This window comes from Microbacterium sp. MEJ108Y (assembly GCF_000834175.1).
GTDB classification, from domain to species: Bacteria; Actinomycetota; Actinomycetes; order Actinomycetales; family Microbacteriaceae; genus Microbacterium; species Microbacterium forte.
Map to the genome: position 1 here is coordinate 59,081 of NZ_JXQX01000032.1, position 18,421 is coordinate 77,501.

Annotated in this window: 19 protein-coding genes and 1 pseudogene; 7 read left to right on the forward strand and 13 right to left on the reverse strand. The window is 64.3% G+C overall.

What is annotated here, in order from left to right; genetic code table 11:
- Positions 1–50 precede the first annotated feature (50 nt).
- Positions 51–1,025 (forward strand): thioredoxin-disulfide reductase, encoded by a 975-nt coding sequence (trxB, locus tag RU09_RS14315; protein WP_042541570.1) that lies wholly within the window; start codon positions 51–53, stop codon positions 1,023–1,025.
- 66 nt (positions 1,026–1,091) lie between these two features.
- Positions 1,092–1,415 carry a thioredoxin gene (gene trxA / locus RU09_RS14320; protein WP_042541543.1) on the forward strand — a complete coding sequence of 108 codons (324 nt, stop codon included), beginning with the start codon at positions 1,092–1,094 and terminating at the stop codon, positions 1,413–1,415.
- A 58-nt stretch (positions 1,416–1,473) separates the two neighbouring features.
- Here trxA and RU09_RS14325 read toward each other — a convergent pair whose 3' ends face one another.
- The 13 genes from RU09_RS14325 to rpmH form a co-directional block, all read right to left on the reverse strand.
- The gene (locus RU09_RS14325; RefSeq protein WP_042541544.1) at positions 1,474–1,992 is read right to left on the reverse strand and encodes a GrpB family protein; all 519 of its coding nucleotides are present in this window, start codon (positions 1,990–1,992) and stop codon (positions 1,474–1,476) included.
- Positions 1,993–2,014: 22 nt separating this feature from the next.
- Positions 2,015–2,350, reverse strand: coding sequence for a hypothetical protein (locus tag RU09_RS14330; protein ID WP_042541545.1), 336 nt, complete (start codon positions 2,348–2,350; stop codon positions 2,015–2,017).
- 9 nt (positions 2,351–2,359) lie between these two features.
- Complete coding sequence (locus RU09_RS14335) at positions 2,360–3,808, reverse strand: sugar porter family MFS transporter (RefSeq protein WP_042541546.1); 1,449 nt, start codon at positions 3,806–3,808, stop codon at positions 2,360–2,362.
- Between the two features lie 62 nt (positions 3,809–3,870).
- Positions 3,871–4,839: a ParB/RepB/Spo0J family partition protein gene (locus tag RU09_RS14340; RefSeq protein WP_079113844.1), complete on the reverse strand. Its 969-nt coding sequence runs from the start codon at positions 4,837–4,839 to the stop codon at positions 3,871–3,873.
- Positions 4,839–5,714: a ParA family protein gene (locus tag RU09_RS14345; RefSeq protein ID WP_153302272.1), complete on the reverse strand. Its 876-nt coding sequence runs from the start codon at positions 5,712–5,714 to the stop codon at positions 4,839–4,841. The genes RU09_RS14340 and RU09_RS14345 overlap by 1 nt, the downstream gene beginning before the upstream one ends.
- A gap of 461 nt (positions 5,715–6,175) precedes the next feature.
- Positions 6,176–6,316, reverse strand: coding sequence for a hypothetical protein (locus RU09_RS18585; RefSeq protein WP_156145942.1), 141 nt, complete (start codon positions 6,314–6,316; stop codon positions 6,176–6,178).
- Between the two features lie 203 nt (positions 6,317–6,519).
- Entirely contained in the window at positions 6,520–6,978 is a 459-nt protein-coding gene (locus RU09_RS14350) for a dephospho-CoA kinase (RefSeq protein ID WP_042541571.1), read from the reverse strand.
- A 2,739-nt stretch (positions 6,979–9,717) separates the two neighbouring features.
- Complete coding sequence (gene rsmG / locus RU09_RS14360; RefSeq protein ID WP_042541550.1) at positions 9,718–10,341, reverse strand: 16S rRNA (guanine(527)-N(7))-methyltransferase RsmG; 624 nt, start codon at positions 10,339–10,341, stop codon at positions 9,718–9,720.
- A gap of 34 nt (positions 10,342–10,375) precedes the next feature.
- Positions 10,376–10,867, reverse strand: a complete 492-nt coding sequence (locus tag RU09_RS14365) for a Jag family protein (protein ID WP_042541551.1) — start codon at positions 10,865–10,867, stop codon at positions 10,376–10,378.
- A complete protein-coding gene (yidC, locus tag RU09_RS14370; protein WP_042541552.1) occupies positions 10,864–11,934 on the reverse strand; it encodes a membrane protein insertase YidC in 1,071 nt (356 codons plus the stop codon). Before yidC ends, RU09_RS14365 begins: the two co-directional genes overlap by 4 nt.
- A 3-nt stretch (positions 11,935–11,937) precedes the next feature.
- The gene (gene yidD, locus RU09_RS14375) at positions 11,938–12,288 is read right to left on the reverse strand and encodes a membrane protein insertion efficiency factor YidD (protein WP_042541553.1); all 351 of its coding nucleotides are present in this window, start codon (positions 12,286–12,288) and stop codon (positions 11,938–11,940) included.
- Positions 12,285–12,629, reverse strand: coding sequence for a ribonuclease P protein component (gene rnpA / locus RU09_RS14380; protein WP_079113846.1), 345 nt, complete (start codon positions 12,627–12,629; stop codon positions 12,285–12,287). The genes yidD and rnpA overlap by 4 nt, the downstream gene beginning before the upstream one ends.
- 6 nt (positions 12,630–12,635) lie before the next feature.
- The gene (rpmH, locus tag RU09_RS14385) at positions 12,636–12,773 is read right to left on the reverse strand and encodes a 50S ribosomal protein L34 (protein WP_042541555.1); all 138 of its coding nucleotides are present in this window, start codon (positions 12,771–12,773) and stop codon (positions 12,636–12,638) included.
- Between the two features lie 378 nt (positions 12,774–13,151).
- Between rpmH and dnaA the strand changes: the two are divergent.
- The 5 genes and pseudogenes from dnaA to RU09_RS14410 form a co-directional block, all read left to right on the forward strand.
- Positions 13,152–14,480, forward strand: a pseudogene (dnaA, locus tag RU09_RS14390) (chromosomal replication initiator protein DnaA); the annotation flags it as partial.
- A 493-nt stretch (positions 14,481–14,973) separates the two neighbouring features.
- Complete coding sequence (dnaN, locus tag RU09_RS14395) at positions 14,974–16,116, forward strand: DNA polymerase III subunit beta (protein ID WP_042541557.1); 1,143 nt, start codon at positions 14,974–14,976, stop codon at positions 16,114–16,116.
- A gap of 63 nt (positions 16,117–16,179) precedes the next feature.
- Entirely contained in the window at positions 16,180–17,340 is a 1,161-nt protein-coding gene (gene recF / locus RU09_RS14400) for a DNA replication/repair protein RecF (RefSeq protein ID WP_042541558.1), read from the forward strand.
- On the forward strand, positions 17,333–17,836 hold the full coding sequence (locus RU09_RS14405) for a DUF721 domain-containing protein (RefSeq protein WP_042541559.1): 504 nt from the start codon (positions 17,333–17,335) through the stop codon (positions 17,834–17,836). The genes recF and RU09_RS14405 overlap by 8 nt, the downstream gene beginning before the upstream one ends.
- Positions 17,837–17,954: 118 nt before the next feature.
- Positions 17,955–18,421, forward strand: a 467-nt coding sequence (locus RU09_RS14410; RefSeq protein ID WP_042541560.1) for an ATP-binding protein, incomplete at its 3' end; no start/stop codon positions are given.

Consider the following 18,421-nt stretch of genomic DNA (forward strand, 5'->3'; position numbering starts at 1 on the left):
TGAAGCAGTCGAACGTCTTTCGGCGTCTCAGCATCTACGACGGAGAGCACATGCGTCAGGTCATCATCATCGGTTCGGGTCCCGCCGGATTCACCGCCGCCATCTACGCGGCGCGCGCGAACCTCAAGCCGCTGCTCATCGCGAGCACGGTCGAGGTCGGCGGAGAGCTGATGAACACCACCGAGGTCGAGAACTACCCCGGCTTCCCCGAGGGGATCCAGGGACCCGAGCTCATGGCCAAGTTCCAGGAGCAGGCTGAGAAGTTCGGCACCGAGGTCGTCTACGACGACGTCACCGAGCTCGACCTCGCCGGCCCCGTCAAGAAGGTCACGCTGGGCAGTGGCACCGTGCACGAGGCCCAGGCGCTGATCTACGCGACCGGCTCGGCCTACCGCAAGCTCGGCATCGAGGGCGAAGAGCGTCTCTCGGGCTACGGCGTCTCGTGGTGCGCCACGTGCGACGGCTTCTTCTTCCGCGAGAAGACGATCGCTGTCGTCGGCGGCGGCGACTCGGCGATGGAAGAGGCCACGTTCCTCACCCGCTTCGCCGAGAAGGTCTACGTCATCCACCGCAAGGACTCCCTGCGTGCGTCGAAGATCATGCAGGAGCGCGCGTTCGCGAACGAGAAGATCGAGTTCGTGTGGAACAGCGAGGTCGCCGAGATCCTCGGTGGCGACTCCGTCTCGGGCGTGCAGCTGCGCAACACGGTCGACGGCACGCTCAGCGATCTCGCCCTCGACGGTCTGTTCATCGCGATCGGCAACGACCCGCGCACGCACCTCGTGCACGACAAGCTCGAGCTGACCGCAGAGGGCACCATCTGGGTCGACGGCCGCTCGTCGGTCACGTCGGTTCCCGGTGTCTTCGCCGCCGGTGACGTCATCGACCCCACCTACCGCCAGGCCATCACGGCCGCGGGCTCGGGAACGGTCGCGGCCCTCGACGCCGAGCACTTCCTGGCCGATCTCGAAGACGCCTCGGTCGAGTTCCCGGCTGCGGAGGCCGCCGAGATCATCACCGCCTGAGCGGCAGGGAACAGTTTCACCTCGTCTGCTGTTGTAGCAGGCGAACCTCGAACAAGGAGAACTCTGATGAGTGCAAAGGCTACGAGCCAGGCGACCTGGGAGCAGGACGTTCTGCAGGCCGAAGGTCCCGTCCTCGTGGACTTCTGGGCCGAGTGGTGCGGACCCTGTCGCATGGTCGCGCCGGTGCTGGACCAGATCCAGGCCGACAACCCCGACAAGATCACCATCCTCAAGCTGAACGTGGACGAGAACCCGCAGCTGGCGATGAAGTACCAGATCACCTCGATCCCCGCGATGAAGGTGTTCCAGGGCGGTGAGGTCAAGACGACCATCATCGGCGCCAAGCCGAAGCCGGCCCTCGAGCAGGATCTCGCCGCGTTCATCGGCTGATCCCGCGTAGACACGGGCCGTCACTCCTCCGGGAGTGGCGGCCCTTTCTTCGTGCCGCCTACTTGTCGTAGACCGGCACCGAGGGCAGTCCTCGGGCTGCGCGCGCTCGGTCGACGATCTCCTGGATCACGGGAGTCTTCGCGGCGTTGTAAGTCGACGCACCGCGTGCGGCGGCGGCCACCGCGTCGCACTTGGCGTGGGAGTAACGGTCGGCATCGTCGGGATGCGACCGCAGCCAGTCCCTGAGCAGCCGCTGATGCACGGCATCCCACTCCCCCTCGACGAAGAAGTGCGCGATCGCACTGCGGATGCCGTCGGCTTCGAGGATCATCACCGGATGCGAGCGCACGGCGCTGCCCCGCCGCCAGCCACCGGCATGCAGAGCCTGGCTGTGGATCTCGAAGTCGTCGAGGTCCCTGATCCTGACGGCCACATCGATGATGGGCTTCGCCCGCATCCCCGGGATCGCCGTCGAACCGATGTGCTCGATCGTCCAGTCGGCATCCCCGAGAGCGCGGATCTGCCGTGCGATCCTCTCGAACTGCTCCGGCCAGGTGGGGTCGTAGCCGACAAGCATCCGAGGCACGATTCCGCGGCCCTCAGGAGGCGTCGGCGACCGAGGGATCCCAGCGGCGGTGGCGCTGCTTCTCGTCGAGAAGGCCCCAGACCGCCGGAGTGAGCTCCGGGTACTCCAGCGCGATCTGGCGAAGCACACGGTAGTGCCGGGCGGCGTTCGGGCGCACGCCGTCGTTCGCCGTGATGTTGTCGGCGCGCAGCAGGTAGACGACGAGCTCGTCGACGCTCGGCAGCTCCTCCATGAACTCCCAGGGGTCTTCTCCGCTCAGAAGCCTCTCCTGGATCAGCACGGCGAGTTCGTCCGACGCTTCTGCTCTCAGCACTTCGAGGCTGGCGCGGCGCGGAACGGACTCTGTCATGCTTCCAGCCTACGTCGCCTTGCGCGTGCCCCGGCGCTCCACCGTCAGCTCGTCGGTCATCTCCTCGAGCTCTTTGCCTTTGGTCTCCGGCACCTTGAAGTACACGAAGAAGAACGACAGCAGAGCGAAGAACGCGTAGAAGCCGTACGCGAACGTGAGGCCGATGTCGGCGAAGATCGGGAACGTCGTCGAGATGAAGAAGTTGGCCGCCCACTGCGCGGCCGCAGCGACCGCAAGGGCACCGGCACGGATCGAGTTCGGGAAGATCTCGCCCAGAAGAACCCACACGAGCGGACCCCAGGTGGCTCCGAAGAACACCACGAAGCCGTTGGCGCAGATCAGGGCCACTGTCGCCCATGGATCGGGAAGCGTCGCCGCGCCTTCGGCGTCGAGCGTGCCGAACGAGAAGGCCAGAGCCATGAGCCCGAGGGTCACTGTCATGCCCACCGAACCGACCAGGAGCATGATGCGGCGCCCCACCTTGTCGACGAGCAGGATCGCGATGATCGTCACCACGATGTTCGTCACCGACGTGATGACCGAGGTCAGCAGAGCGCTCGACTCGTCGAATCCGACCGACTGCCACAGCGTCGTCGAGTAGTAGAAGATGACGTTGATGCCGACGAACTGCTGGAACACCGACAGCAGGATGCCGACCCAGACGATCGGCTTGAGCCCGAGACGGCTGCCGCGGAGGTCGCGCAGTGACTCCTTACGCTCCGTGTCGATCGTGCTGGTGATCTCCTTGATCTTCGCGTCGACGTCGACGGCGCCTGTGACGGTCTCAAGCACCTCTGCGGCACGTGTCATGTCGCCCTTGCGCACGAGATACCTCGGTGACTCTGGAAGCCGCAGAGACACCAGCCCGTAGACCAGCGCGGGGATCGCCGCCACCATGAACATCCAGCGCCATGCCGTGAGCCCCCACAGGGGCTGGTCCGCTGCCCCTGCGATGTTCGCGAGCAGGGCGTCCGACAGGAGCGCAGCGAAGATACCCGTGACGATGGCGAGCTGCTGCAAAGACCCCAGTCGTCCTCGAATCGCGGCAGGTGAGACCTCAGCGATGTATGCAGGGGCGATGACGGATGCCGCACCGACGCCGAGTCCCCCGATCACCCGCCAGATGATCAGGTCGACGACGCTGAAGGCGAGTCCGGATCCGATCGCCGAGATGAAGAACATCGCCGCGGCGACGACCATGACGGGGATGCGCCCCCGTTTGTTCGCGATGGGGCCTGCGAACCACGCTCCCACCGCGCAGCCGATCAGAGCCGACGAGACGGCGAAGCCCTTGAGCCCGACCCCGAGGTCGAAGCCCGAGACATCGCCCGCGAGGGCATCGACGGCGCCGTTGATCACCGCAGTGTCGAAACCGAAGAGGAACCCTCCGAGAGCTGCGGCGATACTCACCGCGATGACGCGTCGCCTGACGCCTTCCGGATTCAGCGCTTTGGACATGGCATCCCTCTCGTCATCGCGATGTCGAGAGTCTACGACCGGTCAGTGGCTGCGGCGCGGCATCACGCCGGGCCATACCCCGATTCGCCGAGTTCGCTGAGGATCCGGTTCAGGTCCTGGATCGAAGCGAAATCGATGATGACCTGGCCTTTTCGTGCACCCAGCGAGACCTTGACCCGGGTGTTGAGGCGATCCCCGAGGGTGCCGGCGACCTCATCGAGATAGGCTCGGCGAGCGCCGGGGGTCGGCTTCGCGGTGCGACCAGGACTCGCCGGCTCGGTCTTCGCGGCGACCTCGGTGGCTCGTACCGACAGGTCTTCGTTCACGACCTTGTCAGCAAGCCGCTGCATCGCCTCCGGCGTCTCCAGGCTGAGGATCGCGCGAGCGTGTCCTGCGGTCAGCACACCTGCGGCCACGCGCTGCTGCACGGGCATGGGCAGCTTGAGCAGGCGGATCGTGTTGCTGATCTGCGGGCGCGATCGGCCGATCCGAGTAGCCAGCTCCTCCTGGGTGATGCCGAAGTCCTCGAGCAGCTGCTGGTAGGCCGAGGCCTCTTCGAGTGGGTTCAGCTCGGAGCGGTGCAGGTTCTCGAGCAGTGCGTCGCGCAGGAGATCTTCGTCGGCGGTCTCGCGGACGATGGCGGGGATCTTCTCCAGGCCGGCTTCACGGGCAGCGCGGGTGCGCCGCTCCCCCATGATCAGCTCGTACTCGCCGTCACTGTTCTTGCGCACCACGACCGGCTGCAGCACGCCGAACTCGCGCACGCTGTGCACGAGCTCCGCGAGATCCTCCGCATTGAAGTGCGTACGCGGCTGGCGCGGGTTCGGCACGATCTTCTGCGGGTCGACCTGAATCAGGTGGATGCCGGGCACGACCTCGAGGTCGGCTTCAGCGGCAGGCTGGTCGCTGGTCTGATCCGTCGCCGGACGCAGGTTGGCACCGGGGAAGAACACATCCACGGGACGCTCGGACTGATCTGCTGTGGGAATGAGAGCACCGATGCCCCGACCCAGTCCAGTGCGCTTCGCCATCATTTCTCCTTGCTCTGCGTCGCCGTCCGCGACGCGATCTCGACAGCGGCCTCGCGATACGCGACGGCGCCGGCGGATTGCCCATCGTAGGCGATCACGGTCTGACCGAAACTCGGTGCCTCCGACACCCGCACCGAGCGCGGGATGACGGTGTCGAGCACCTGATCGGGGAAGTGTGTGCGGACCTCGTCAGCGACCTGCTGCGCCAGCCGCGTGCGGCCGTCGAACATCGTCAGCAGGATCGTGGAGAGATGAAGCCCAGGATTCAGGTGCTTCTGGATCATCTGGATGCTGCCGAGAAGCTGGCTCAGCCCCTCGAGTGCGTAGTACTCGCACTGGATCGGGATGAAGACCTCACTCGCCGCCGTGAAGGCGTTGATCGTGAGCAGACCCAGAGAAGGAGGGCAGTCGATGATGACGAAATCCATCGGGCTGTCGACGAGATAAGCGTCGAGCGCTCGTCGCAGGCGATGCTCACGCGCGACCTGAGCCACGAGCTCGATCTCAGCCCCGGCGAGGTGGATGGTGCTCGGAGCGCAGAAGAGGTTCTCGTCTTCCGGGCTCTGCTGCACGATGTCGGCGAGCGGGACGTCGTCGATCAGAACGTCGTACACACTCGGGGTATCGGCGTTGTGCGGCACACCGAGAGCGGTCGATGCGTTGCCCTGTGGGTCGAGGTCGATCACCAGGACCTTGGCGCCAAGACCCGCCAGTGCCGAAGCGACGTTGACGGCGCTCGTGGTCTTGCCGACACCGCCCTTCTGGTTCGAGACCGTGAGGATGCGAGTGTCTCCGGTGAAATCGATGTTCACCGTCTCGAGCGCACGGCGTCGAGCGGAGAGGTCGGCGAGTTCCCGCGCGAGCGGCGTATCCATCCCGAAAGAGTCCTTCGGTGATGCCTTTTCGGGCTGTTTCACGTGAAACATCCACTCCTTTCGGGGCCGTCCCCCACTCTAATCGCTGCGGGGGACGTTGCTGCGTCGGAGCTGGCGCTGGCGGCGGGATCGGTGGCGATTTCCGAGAGTCTCTCCGGGTCAACTCGCCCGGGAGCAGCGAGTCTCGCGGCGCACACGCCCCGCTGCGCGCTCAGGTTCTGGGGGCGAAGCATGGGTAGGGCTCAGAGGCGCTCCGTCGTGCGCGGGATCGGAGCACGAGCTGATCCCGCACCTTCACTCCCGGTGGATGTGCGCGATTGCGGTCCCCGCGCCTTCGTCATCATCGACTCCCTCGCATGGTGTGCACGATGGTGGCACGGAAGATGGATCACGCTCTGTGTGTGTTGCCTTGGCGTGGCGTCTCGTCTCCCGTCCTGGGCTGCACACACGCCGGCGGGGGATCACGGCTGCGTCGTCGTCCGCTGGAGCATCGCCGACTGCGACCAGCCCTCGCCCTCTGCATCGTGGGCCTCACACGCGAAGTGGTCGAACAGCAGGAACGCATCATCCCGTGCGGCACGCGATGTGCGGGCTGGGCTCATCCTCACCATCGTTGTGATGCGCGCTCATACCGGTGGAGATCAGCCGAATCACCTCCTGAACTGCGCATCCGCTGCGCTGCCGGCAGCCTGCGCACAGCTATGGGACAACGGCTGGGTCATCCCTGTCGGCGCCGCGGAGCCTTGTCGGCCTCTGCCATCGTTCTCGCGCGTGCATCCTCGCGAGCGAACGAAGTCGGTGTGTTTCACGTGGAACGGTCAGCGCCGCGCAAGAGCTCTTCGATCCGATCGACCACATATTCGAGGGATTGCGTAGCGTCGATCTCCACCGTCGCCGTCGCACGGAGCCGTGGTTCAACCGACGCCTGATTCGACGTGATCTCTTCCTGCTCAGCTGCGGTCGAGCCGTAGGGGTTCGTGGTGCGTCGCCGTACCCTGTCGAGAAGTACCGCGATGGGCGCCGACAACAGAACCACGTGATCGAAGCGGTCGTAGAAGTCGCCTTGATTCTCGACGGTGCCGGACACGACCACTTCGGTACTCTCCCCCAACAGAGCACCCATGAGAACGTCGTCCCACAGCCCCGCCTCGGTGGTCCAGTGGCCGTAGTCCGTATCGACCACGGGGTAGCCCCGCTCCTCCAACTCGCGGAGTACGCTCGACTTGCCGACACCCGACATACCAGTGATGAGCAAGCGAACCATGTGCTCACGATACCGATGTTTCACGTGGAACATTGGCTCTCCGCGTCAGTGCCACCCGACTGTACCCATGCTGACGGCACATCGGCTGGCTTGCCCCTCTACGGATCGCGCGACTCACTGTGACCCCTATCGTCGACCCCTATCGTCGCGACGGTCCCTGCGTTCCGTTCGGCTCCTCCACGATCGATGCGCCGGGTGACTCCGGCGCTCTCGGGCACCGTCGCACTGACTCGGTCTCCGGTCATCGGGGTAGTTGGGTCAGAGACCCCTTTTCCTGATGTGGCCGCGCCGCTCACGGTCTACGCGCGAGAGCTCTCCGTAGTTCGGCCGTCCTGAAGAGCCTCGCAAATCGCTCACCTACCCTCTGTTGCCACAGCGTGTGTTGGCCCCAAACGCGTGAAGTGAGTCTTCGGAATAGGAACGGCCTCCTACCCAGCGCGTATCCCCACTTCCCCGCGCTTGGGTCAGCCACCAAGGCCGGAAAGCCCGACCACCCACCGTCGTGGGATCGCACATCCCGCGATTAAAACGGGTCGCCTGCACTTCACGTAACCCCAAGAGGTGGCCTCCTGTGGGGCTCGAACTCCCGCGGCCCATAGTCCCAGTCGCACTCAGAATCTGATCGGACCGCTCGAGTCACGTATATGAGAGTCACGCGACCACGGTGTTCCACGTGAGACAGCTGCTTCACGTGAGCGCGATGTTTCACGTGAAACGCCCTTGATGATCATCCTCTGTGCAGCCCCTCCCCCCCAATCAGGTCTAGACCCCAATCTCGCGCCTACGGCTCGTTCGCCATAGGACACAACGGACGTGTGACACTCCCAACACGACCCTGCGGTTCCGCTGGGTGTGTGGAAGCACGCTCCAAAGGACTCCTCCATGTTCCTCTGGTGAGGAGACGATGCCGCAACGCACCGCGGCATCGCTAAGAGGTACGAACCCTCTCGGCTGCCACTGTTATCGCCATCTCATGGCTGTACGCGCCGACTGGTGCGGGCGCACTCGAGCCTTCTGGGGTAGACGACGCTTCTCACAATGACGTTTCACGTGAAACACCCGTCCCATACCCAGATGGTGCGTGTTAGATGTGGTCACACCTCACCGCCACCTGTCGTGGTTCGACTCCTCACGCCACGAGCACCGTTATCGCGGCTACGAACAGCCACTATGCACGTAGGCAGCCGGGCTGATTGGAAGGTCGCGAAGGCGTGTCCGCGGCACGACCAGATCTCGAATCGCGACACTACGTTCAGGTATTTCGCCGACTCCACTGACGCTGGACGAACGAGTCACTCCGGACGAGGGTCTCTCCCCCGAGGGGCAGAGAGGTGCGTTTCACGTGAAACATGCTCAAAGGATCCCCTATTGAAAGCGCAGCTCAAGACACAACGGGATAGCGCCCCGCGCGCCCTGGCTACTCGGATCGGTCCGGTCCCCTCCGGCGCGGTCTGGTCGACAGAGCATTGTCACCAGTGTCAACCGGGCTGGATAGGCACCTCCCACTGAGAAGGATCTACTCCAGGGACGCGCACATGACGCATGCCCGCCCACCTTCCATGAGATCTCGGCGAGCAGGCTCAATGCCGGGCGACTTCGCTGACCCGGCTCAGGCCGGACAGGGGGCGTGACGCTCGCGGCGGGCGTCGAACCCTATGAGCAAACCACAGCTCCTTCACCAGAAGTGTTTCACGTGAAACATGATGCCGAACTACCTACCCCCCCGGACTGCCGGAGCGGATAGTGACGCTCACGGCGGGTGTCGAGCCCTATGAGCGGACCACTGCTCCCTCGTCAGAAGCGTTTCACGTGAAACACCATGCCGATACACCAAACCCTCGAACGGGCCGACCCGGCAGTGACCTCGGTCTCCTCCCATACTCACCACCAGAAGTCGCATTCGACCGCGACACCGGTTCAACACCTGTGTCCATTGCGACTCGGCTCGCGCAGGCCGGCGAGTGAAGTTCGCGAAGTACCCCGCGACGCCTAAGAGCAAACAACAGCGGCATAAACAAGGAGTGTTTCACGTGAAACACTCCTTGGACGTACCGACGCGTGAACGATCCACGCTGCCACTATGACTCACCTTCACTGTCCCACGGCGAAGATCAGGGTGAACGAGCGGGTTCGCCGGCGCAGCCCACGCCCGTTCCCGCTCCTGCACCCGCTGGCGCTCCCGCTCCCGCTCCCGCTCCCGCTCCCGCTCCCGCTCCCGCTCCCGCTCGAAGAGCATCGACTCCGGTGTGTGTTTCACGTGAAACATCAAAAACACTCGCCACACCAGCCGAAGTCCCTCGTGCACTCCCCATCGCCCCAGATCAGCGCCACTCACGGCGCGCAGGATCTCCGAGGGCTCCTTGCACCTCCTCGGCATCGACCTCCCGCGGACGCTGACGTAACGATGCACGAGCGCCGGCCGGTGAAGCGCGGGCACCGTTCTTCCTGGAACCAGGCGTGTGACCTCAGTTGCCGCGAGAGTTCGTCTGCGATGCCGCGGCAGGGCGCCACCAGAGAAGACTTCACGCAGAGCGTCAGAACCGCAGGAGATGTCGTAGACCTATCGCCCGCCGACATGGACGTGGGGGTCAAACGCCCGCCATAGTTCCGAACCGTCCATCTCAGCCGGACCACCCGGCGCTGGAGTGGGTGCCACCTCCGAAAAGGCGGACCCTGTATTCCGACGATTCCCGGCGCGTCTGGCCAAGATCCCTTAGGAGCTGCAGCGCGCGGCTTTGTCTACCGAACCCGAGCCCGAACGACGCGGGTGCTCTCAGCGAGAACTCCCGCTCCGAGGACTTCGACACGGACGTCTGAGAGGCGGAACTTCTTGATCTGCTTCTGCGCCGCTTCGATCTCGTTGTCGGCGTTCATCCCCTTGAGCAGCAGGAGCTCTCCCCCATCACGAACGAGAGGAGCGGTGAGCGGGATGAGCGTCTTGAGCGCGCTAACCGCGCGCGCGGTGACGACATCGAACCCCGCCGGACGAGGCACGTCCTCAGCACGTGCGCGCACGACCTTGACGTTGTCCAGGCTCAACTCCGCCACCTGCTCGTTCAGCCACGTGGTGCGACGCTCCATCGGTTCGATGAGCGTCCACTCCACGTCAGGGCGGGCGATCGCGAGCACGATTCCAGGCAGTCCCGCACCGGAGCCGATATCCGCAACCGATCCGTGGAACAGAGGAGCAGCGATGACGCTGTTCAGAATGTGCCTGGTCCACAGACGCGGAAGCTCGAGGGGGCCGATCAGACCCCTCTCTTCCCCATGCTCAGTCAGGGCTGCTGCGAACCGGCGTGCCAGCTCGATCCGGTCTCCGAAAAGCTCGGGCGCGACGGAGGGCTCGACCTCGACGTCACTCACGACAGCGTCCCGATCAGATGTTCCACGTGAAACGTCAACGACGCCGCAGAACCGTGTGGCGGTCGGCACCCTCGCCGTACGACTCGGAAACAAGTCCCTGATCAGCAGCAATATCGTGCACGAGCTTGCGCTCATAGCTGGACATCGCGGGCAACGATGCCTGAGTCGCTCCATCATCGAGCTTCGCGGCCGCCGCATCCACCAGCGTCTCGAGCTGGCGACGGCGGGCGTCGCGGGACCCGCCGACATCGAGGATCAGTCGCGAGAACGAACCGGTCTTGTTCTGAACAGCCAGGCGGGTCAGTTCCTGAAGAGCCTGCACCGTGTCGGGTGCCGACAGCAGAGCCAGTCCATCTCCCTCAGCCTCGACCGACACGTAGGCGCGGCCCTGGCGGACATCGAGGTTGAGGTCACCGTCGATGTCAGCGATGTCGAGCAGCTCTTCGAGGTAGTCAGCGGCGACGTCGCCCTCGTTCTCGAGCTCGGCGACCGTAGGCTCCACGGTCTCGGTCATGTTGTCGGTCATGAACCGCTCCCCTTCTTCTTGGCACGCTTCTTGCCCACGGGCTGCTGGCGCTTCGGAGTCTGCGCCTTGGCGCGCTCCGCCTCTTCGAGCAGCCGCTGCTGCTCTGCTTCATAGGCGGCCATGGGAACGACCTTGCCCGAGGAATCGATCGCCTTGCCCTTGCGGGCGAGTCGCTCTTCCCGCGCCTTCGCAGCTTCAGAACCAGGAGTCGGCATCTCGCGGATGACCAGGAACTGCTGACCCATGGTCCACAGGTTCGAGATGAACCAGTACACGACGACGCCGAGCGGGAAGAAGATGCCCGAGAAGATGAAGCCGAGCGGCAGCACGTAGAGCATGATCTTCTGCATCTGGTACGCCTGGCCGGTCTTGGCCTCGGGCGACAGGTTCTTCGAGATGATCTGCAGCTGCGTGAAGAACTGCGACGCGATCATGAGCACGACGAGCGTGACCAGGATGATGATCGCGGTGGTGTTGCCGGCGTCCACTGCGTTGCCGAGCGTCTCGTGAAGAGACGCGACCCCGAAGAGCTCCGCGTTGTAGAACTGCTCGGTGAGCTCTGCATTCAGCAGGCCCACGCCGCCGACACCCTGATTGTGGTGCTTCGAGACATCGCTCAGCACACTGAACAGAGAGAAGAAGATCGGCATCTGCACGAGGAGCGGCAGACAGCTCGACATCGGCGTCGTGCCGTGCTTCTTATAGAGGCCCATGGTCTCGCGGCTCATCGCCTCACGAGACAGCTGATCCTTCTTGCCCCGGTACTTCTCCTGAACTTTTCGCAGTTCAGGAGCGATTTCCATCATCTTTCGCTGGCTCTTGATCTGCTTCACGAAGAGCGGGATCAGGGCAGCGCGCACCACGATCACGAGGCCGACGATCGAGAGCACCCAGGTCAGACCGGATGCTGCCGGCAGACCGACGGCGGTCAGAAGCCAGTGCCAGGCGACGAGGACGAGCTCGACGACCCACTTGAGGGGCCAGAGAATGGTTCCGATCAGATCGAAGCCGCCGGAGGCAGGCTCCGGTGACGGTGTTGCGCTGGCGAGCAGAAGGTCAAGACCCACCGATCAATCCTTTCGGGCAGGGACGACGAAACCGCGAGCGGTCAGGTCATAACGGAAGTGTTGGTGCGGACGGACGTCGTCGACGCCGCCGTGGCTCCAGGGATTGCAACGAAGGATGCGCCATGCCGAGAGCATCGCTCCCTTCACCGCGCCGTGCTGTTGCACCGCACCTACAGCGTAAGCGGAACAGGATGGGTAATAGGCGCAGACATCTCCGTACATGGGGGAGATCACCTTGCGATACCCGGTGAGGAACCCCAGAACGAGATTCCTCGGAATCAGCGGGATGCTGCGCAGCACGTCCCCGGTCTGCAGATGAGCGCTGCCGATCGATGATGCCGGAAGGGCGGTCATGCTCGACCCTGCCCGAGGCGGTCGAGGCAGCGGTTCACATCGGCGCTCAGCTCTGCATAGGTGGCTGTCGCGGATGCAGGAAGGGCACGGATGACGACATCCGTGCCCTCGGGGACCCGCGACAGCGCATCCGCACACACGGCTTTGAGTCGCCGACGAACGGTGTTGCGCACCACTGCGGTGCCCACCTGCTTGCTGATGATGAATCCGAACCTCGCGGCTCTGCTCTCCCCCGTCGTCAGCATCGATGTGACGACTTTGGCTCCGCCACAACGGGATCCGCGTCGAACGACCAGGCGATAGTCGCTCCCGCGGGTCACACGAAACGGGCGGGCGAGCACAGCGATTTACGCGGAGAGCTCGGTGCGGCCCTTCGCGCGACGGGCCGAGAGGATCGAACGACCGGCGCGCGTGCGCATGCGAAGACGGAAGCCGTGCTTCTTGGCGCGACGACGGTTGTTGGGCTGGAAGGTGCGCTTGCTCATGAAATCACTCCGGGAATGCTGCCACCGGGATCATTTTGACCGGAGACATAGGGATCTGCCATTCAGGCATAAGTCAACCGATTAAGGGTACGTCCTGGCGGCCCACAGAGCAAATCTGCGCGCTTCGGCACGGACCCTGACAGGATCCGCACAGCTATTATCCACAACCTGCCCCGTGCACGTATGCGCAACACGCGCGCGGATTTCTCAGGGCAGGTTGCCGTTCACAGCCGTGGTGACTACCGTGGCATCCGAAGTTATCCACAGGCGAGCCGCGTCATCCCGACGGCCCGTCGCCCCTCAGCACGGAGCGTCATGTCATCACCTGCCCAGCCCGACGTTCCGATCTGGACCACGGTGCAGGAGCTCCTCGAAGCGGATGACCGAGTCACCCCTCAGCTCCAGGGATTCCTCAGCCTCGCGGTTCCGGCCGGTGTGATGACGGCGACGCTCTATCTCGAGGTTCCCAACGATCTCACCGCGGCGCAGATCAACAAGAGGCTGCGGCTTCCGATCATGGAGGCTCTCTCTCACATCGGCGACGAGGTCACCTCCTACCGAGTGGTGGTCAACCACGAGCTCGCCGAGCAGCCGACGGCGCCCATCGCCGTCGCGGATTACGGCCGCCAGGAGCAGACGCGCGTCGAATCTCCGATGGAGCAGCCGACGCAGCAGCGTCACGAATCACGCCTCAACCCCAAGTACACCTTCGACAACTTCGTCATCGGCCAGTCCAACAGGTTCGCTCATGCCGCAGCAGTCGCGGTCGCCGAGGCGCCGGCCAAGGCATACAACCCGCTCTTCATCTACGGTGACTCGGGCCTGGGCAAGACCCACCTGCTGCACGCGATCGGAGACTACGCCCAGTCGCTCTATGCCGGCGTCAAGGTCAGGTACGTGTCGAGTGAGGAGTTCACGAACGACTTCATCAACTCGATCGCGAACAACCGAGGCGCGGCCTTCCAGGCTCGCTACCGCGATGTCGACATCCTCCTGATCGATGACATCCAGTTCCTCCAGGGTCGCGCCGAGACGCAGGAAGCCTTCTTCCACACCTTCAACACGCTCCACGACCACAACAAGCAGGTCGTGATCACGAGCGACGTCGCCCCGAAGCACCTGACCGGCTTCGAGGACCGCATGCGCAGCCGGTTCGAGTGGGGCCTGATCACCGACGTCCAGGCTCCCGACCTCGAGACCAGGATCGCGATCCTGCGCAAGAAGGCGCAGAGCGAAGCCCTCCATATTCCCGACGAGGTACTCGAGTACATCGCCACGGTGGTGTCGTCGAACATCCGCGAACTCGAGGGCGCGTTGATCCGGGTCTCGGCCTTCGCCAGCCTGAACCGCTCGGCTCTCGACATCTCCCTCGCTCAGACGGTGCTGCGCGACATCATCGACACGGCGGAAGACAACATCATCTCGCCGACCGACATCATCACCGCCACCGCGCAGTACTTCAAGCTGACCGTCGACGACCTCTATGGCTCGAGCAGGTCGCAGCAGATCGCCACGTCGCGTCAGATCGCCATGTACCTGTGTCGGGAACGCACGAGCCTGTCACTGCCGAAGATCGGGCAGCTGTTCGGCAACCGGGATCACACCACGGTCATGTACGCCTACAAGAAGATCAGTGAGCTCATGAAAGAGCGTCGTTCGATCTACAACCAGGTGACCGAGATCACCACGCAGCTCGGTCGGCGCTGACCTCACGACACCTCGAAAAGGGGGTCGTGGCTTCCGTTGGGACGCTACGACCCCCTTTCTGTGCGTGTGAGAGGCATACGGCCGGCTCGATCGATGCCAGTTTGCACATGTGGATAACTTGTGGATGACTCGCCTCGAGATCGGGACGGATGTGTGTGAAACCACCGAACCTGTGGATAACTAGGGGAGACGGTTGGACCGAGGGGAAGGTGTCCACCCGCGGATTCCTCAGGGTTTCCACAACTGACAACCGTGTAGTTCCTTACTCGCGTCTGCTTTCCACCGAGTTATCCACAGTATCCACAGGTGTTAACACCGTTAAGGAGTTAATTCAATTCAAGGGCGATCCGATCACCAGACGGTGGGGAAAGTCCGACGGGACGGAGGTTTGCGCCGCTCGTAGGGATACGCCCGACTGTGGGGCTAGCATGGGAAGCCCTGCACAGGCAGGACCGATGACGAACCGTCTCAGAATGACGACAAGGGAGCACCCGTGAGGTTTCAGGTCAACCGCGATGTCTTCAGCGAGGCTGTGTCCTTCGTCGTCAAGCTCCTTCCGCAGCGCAACCCGCAGCCGATCCTCGCCGGAGTCCTGATCGAGGCAGACGGATCCGGACTGACTCTCTCCGCTTTCGACTACGAAGCATCCGCTCGGACCACCATCGAAGCCACGGTCGACACTCCCGGCACGATCCTCGTCCACGGTCGACTGCTCTCCGACATCGCCAGCCGCCTTCCGAACGCGCCGATCGAGATCGCCGTCGAGGACGACGGCAGCATCACGGTCACCTGCGGCTCCGCACGATTCACCCTGGCCGCCATGCCGGTCGAGGAATATCCCTCGATCCCCGAGGTGTCCGGCTCGTCCGGTGTGGTTCCCGCCGACGACTTCGGAACGGCGATCGCCCAGGTCGGCTTCGCCGCATCACGCGATGATGTCACCCCTGTGCTCACCGGTGTCCAGCTCGAAGTCTCCGGGCACACGCTCAGCCTGGTCGCCACCGACCGCTACCGCGTCTCGCTCAGGGACGTCCCGTGGGATGGCGAAGCCGTCGAGGCGAGCGCACTGGTTCCCGCACGCACGCTTCTCGAGGTCGGAAAGACCTTCGGTCACGCCGGGACGATCCAGATCGCGTTCTCCGGAGCCGGCGATCGTGAGATCATCGCCTTCACGGCGGGCAACAAGACCGTCACCTCGCTGCTGATCAAGGGCAACTTCCCGCCTGTCCGTCGTCTGTTCCCCGAGCAGACCGAGCACTACGCGGTCGTCAACACCGCCGACCTGGTCGAAGCGGTGCGCCGTGTGTCGCTCGTGCTGGATCGCGCAGCTCCGCTGCGCTTCACGTTCACGTCCGACAGCGTCACGATGGACGCATCGGGCAGTGAGCACGCCCGTGCATCGGAGTCCGTCGACGCGATCCTGAACGGTGGCGACGATGTCACTCTCGGTCTCAACCCGCAGTACCTCATCGAGGCACTCGGAGCGGTCAAGAGCGAGTTCGTGCGCGTCACGTTCACCTCGAGCGACAACGCGAACAAGCTCAGCCCCGTGCTGATCACGAGCCAGACCTCGGTCGATCAGGCCGGACTCGACTCGTTCAAGTACCTGCTGCAGCCCAACCTGCTGCTCCGCTGATCCTGCGACGGGCGCGCTCCGCGCGGCGACAGCGGTGTCAGACCCCGAAGGTAGGCTGACAGCGTGATTGTGGAACACCTGAGCCTGGTCGACTTCCGCAACTACGCGACCGCGGATCTCGCACTGCACAAGGGGCCCAACGTCCTAGTCGGCCGCAACGGTCAGGGCAAGACCAACCTCGCCGAGGCCGTCGTCTTCCTCGCCACGCTCGGCTCTCACAGGGTCTCGTCGGATGCGCCGATGGTGCGTGAAGGTCAGGATTTCGCGATCATCCGCGCGCGCCTCTCGCACGGCGAACGCAAAGTGCTGATCGAGGTTCAGCTCAACAAGCAGGGCTCGAACAAGGCACGCATCAACGGCTCGCCGTCGAAGACCAACGAGCTTCCCCGGTATGCCCATGTGGTGCTGTTCGCCCCGGAGGATCTGCAGATCGTGCGTGGCGACCCGTCTTCTCGGCGTCGCTTCGTCGACCAGCTGCTCATACAGCGCACTCCTCGCATGTCGTCGGTGCTCGCCGACTACGACCGTGTGCTCAAGCAGCGCAACGCCCTTCTCAAGTCGGCCCGAGCGCGGGGCATCAAGGGCGAGGGCCTGAGCACCCTCGATGTGTGGGACGACAAGCTGGTCTCCCTCGGAGCAGAGATCATCACCGCGCGACAGCGCCTGGCGGCCGACCTCCAGACCCCGGTAGCAGAGGCGTATGCGGCGATCGCCGGCGAAGACCATCGTCCCCAGCTCGACTGGGCGCTCTCGGTGCGAGGTGCAGACCCCGAAGAGGGGGTCGACGCGCCGGCCGAGACCTCGGGAGACATCGCCGAGATGTTCCACGCCGCACTGCTCGCCAAGCGGTCGAACGAGCTCGACCGCGGGCTCACCCTCACCGGACCCCATCGCGACGATCTCGTTCTCCGCGTTCGCGGGCTGCCCGTGAAGGGCTATGCGTCGCATGGGGAATCGTGGTCGGTTGCTCTCGCCCTGCGCCTCGCCTCGGCCGAGCTGCTGCGCAGCGAGTCCCCCGCCGGCGACCCCGTGCTCATCCTCGACGACGTGTTCGCCGAACTCGATGCCGAGCGCCGTCAGCGCCTCGCCGCGCTGACCGCAGGGTACGAGCAGGTGGTCGTGACCGCGGCCGTGGAGGAGGATATCCCCGAGGTGCTCCACGCGCATGTGGTGAGGATCTCGGCCGGAACCATCAGCGACGAGAGGGAGGTGCCGCATGAGTGACGCCGCACCCGTTCCGGCATCCGAGACTCCCGAGACGGTCGCGACGTATCTGCGTCTGCGCGGTCTCGCACCGAGTTCTAAGACGTGGAAGCGCAAGCGGCGCATCGTCACCGACGATGACAACGCCCCCTTCACGCCCGGACGTGACCCCGGTCCCCTCGGAGCGGTGCTCGACAAGCTCAGCCGCGACTCCGGGTGGCAGAAGACTCTTGCCCGTGAAGACCTGGTCAGGCAATGGGCCGATCTTGCGGGCACGGACACGGCGAAGCACTCCGAACCCGTCTCGCTCGAACGCGGAGTGCTCACCGTGAAGTGCGATTCGACGGCCTGGGCGAAGAACCTGCAGTACATGCGCGGGACCATCCTCACCGAGATCGGCCGACGGTATCCGGATGCGGGGGTCGAGAACCTCCGCTTCATCGGACCGGACGTACCCTCATGGAAATGGGGTCCCAGAGTCGTTCCAGGACGGGGCCCGCGCGATACCTACGGGTAGGGCACCGTTCAGGGGGTTCAAGAGGCTCAGAGGGCCACACACGGCCGTTCAGCGGGATTTCGAGTCGAAAGACCGCTAGAATGGGAGTTCGTGATATTGATGTGGAGAATGCCCTCTGATGACGCCTGAATTCCCTGCTGACGAGACGGAATCGACCACCGGGGAAACCCCTGACCCCTCACAGGGCGCAGAGACCCAGGCTCCCGCGGAAGCGGAGACGAGGTCCACATCGATCTCCCCCAAGATCAAGCAGCCCGGCGAGTACGGCGCCGACTCGATCCAGATCCTCGAGGGACTCGAGGCGGTGCGCAAGCGACCCGGAATGTACATCGGTTCCACGGGTCCGCGAGGTCTGCACCACCTGGTCTACGAGATCGTCGACAACTCGGTCGATGAGGCTCTCGCCGGCTACGCAGACACGATCCACGTGACGCTGCTCGAAGACGGCGGCGTGCGCGTCATCGACAACGGCCGCGGAATCCCGGTCGACCCGCACTCCTCCGACCCGTCGAAGTCGACGGTCGAGGTCGTGCTGACGATCCTGCACGCCGGTGGCAAGTTCGGTGGCGGCGCGTATGCCGTCTC

Excerpts from the sequence above, each read along its gene's own strand:
- rpmH (WP_042541555.1), bottom strand. The coding sequence starts at position 12,773 with ATGAGCAAGCGCACCTTCCAGCCCAACAACCGTCGTCGCGCCAAGAAG.
- RU09_RS14405 (WP_042541559.1), top strand. The coding sequence starts at position 17,333 with ATGAGTGACGCCGCACCCGTTCCGGCATCCGAGACTCCCGAGACGGTC.
- RU09_RS14335 (WP_042541546.1), bottom strand. The coding sequence starts at position 3,808 with ATGTCCAAAGCGCTGAATCCGGAAGGCGTCAGGCGACGCGTCATCGCG.
- RU09_RS14365 (WP_042541551.1), bottom strand. The coding sequence starts at position 10,867 with ATGACCGACAACATGACCGAGACCGTGGAGCCTACGGTCGCCGAGCTC.
- RU09_RS14340 (WP_079113844.1), bottom strand. The coding sequence starts at position 4,839 with ATGGCGAAGCGCACTGGACTGGGTCGGGGCATCGGTGCTCTCATTCCC.
- RU09_RS18585 (WP_156145942.1), bottom strand. The coding sequence starts at position 6,316 with ATGAGCCCAGCCCGCACATCGCGTGCCGCACGGGATGATGCGTTCCTG.
- RU09_RS14350 (WP_042541571.1), bottom strand. The coding sequence starts at position 6,978 with ATGGTTCGCTTGCTCATCACTGGTATGTCGGGTGTCGGCAAGTCGAGC.
- RU09_RS14345 (WP_153302272.1), bottom strand. The coding sequence starts at position 5,714 with ATGGATACGCCGCTCGCGCGGGAACTCGCCGACCTCTCCGCTCGACGC.
- RU09_RS14330 (WP_042541545.1), bottom strand. The coding sequence starts at position 2,350 with ATGACAGAGTCCGTTCCGCGCCGCGCCAGCCTCGAAGTGCTGAGAGCA.
- RU09_RS14325 (WP_042541544.1), bottom strand. The coding sequence starts at position 1,992 with ATGCTTGTCGGCTACGACCCCACCTGGCCGGAGCAGTTCGAGAGGATC.
- trxB (WP_042541570.1), top strand. The coding sequence starts at position 51 with ATGCGTCAGGTCATCATCATCGGTTCGGGTCCCGCCGGATTCACCGCC.
- trxA (WP_042541543.1), top strand. The coding sequence starts at position 1,092 with ATGAGTGCAAAGGCTACGAGCCAGGCGACCTGGGAGCAGGACGTTCTG.
- yidD (WP_042541553.1), bottom strand. The coding sequence starts at position 12,288 with ATGACCGCCCTTCCGGCATCATCGATCGGCAGCGCTCATCTGCAGACC.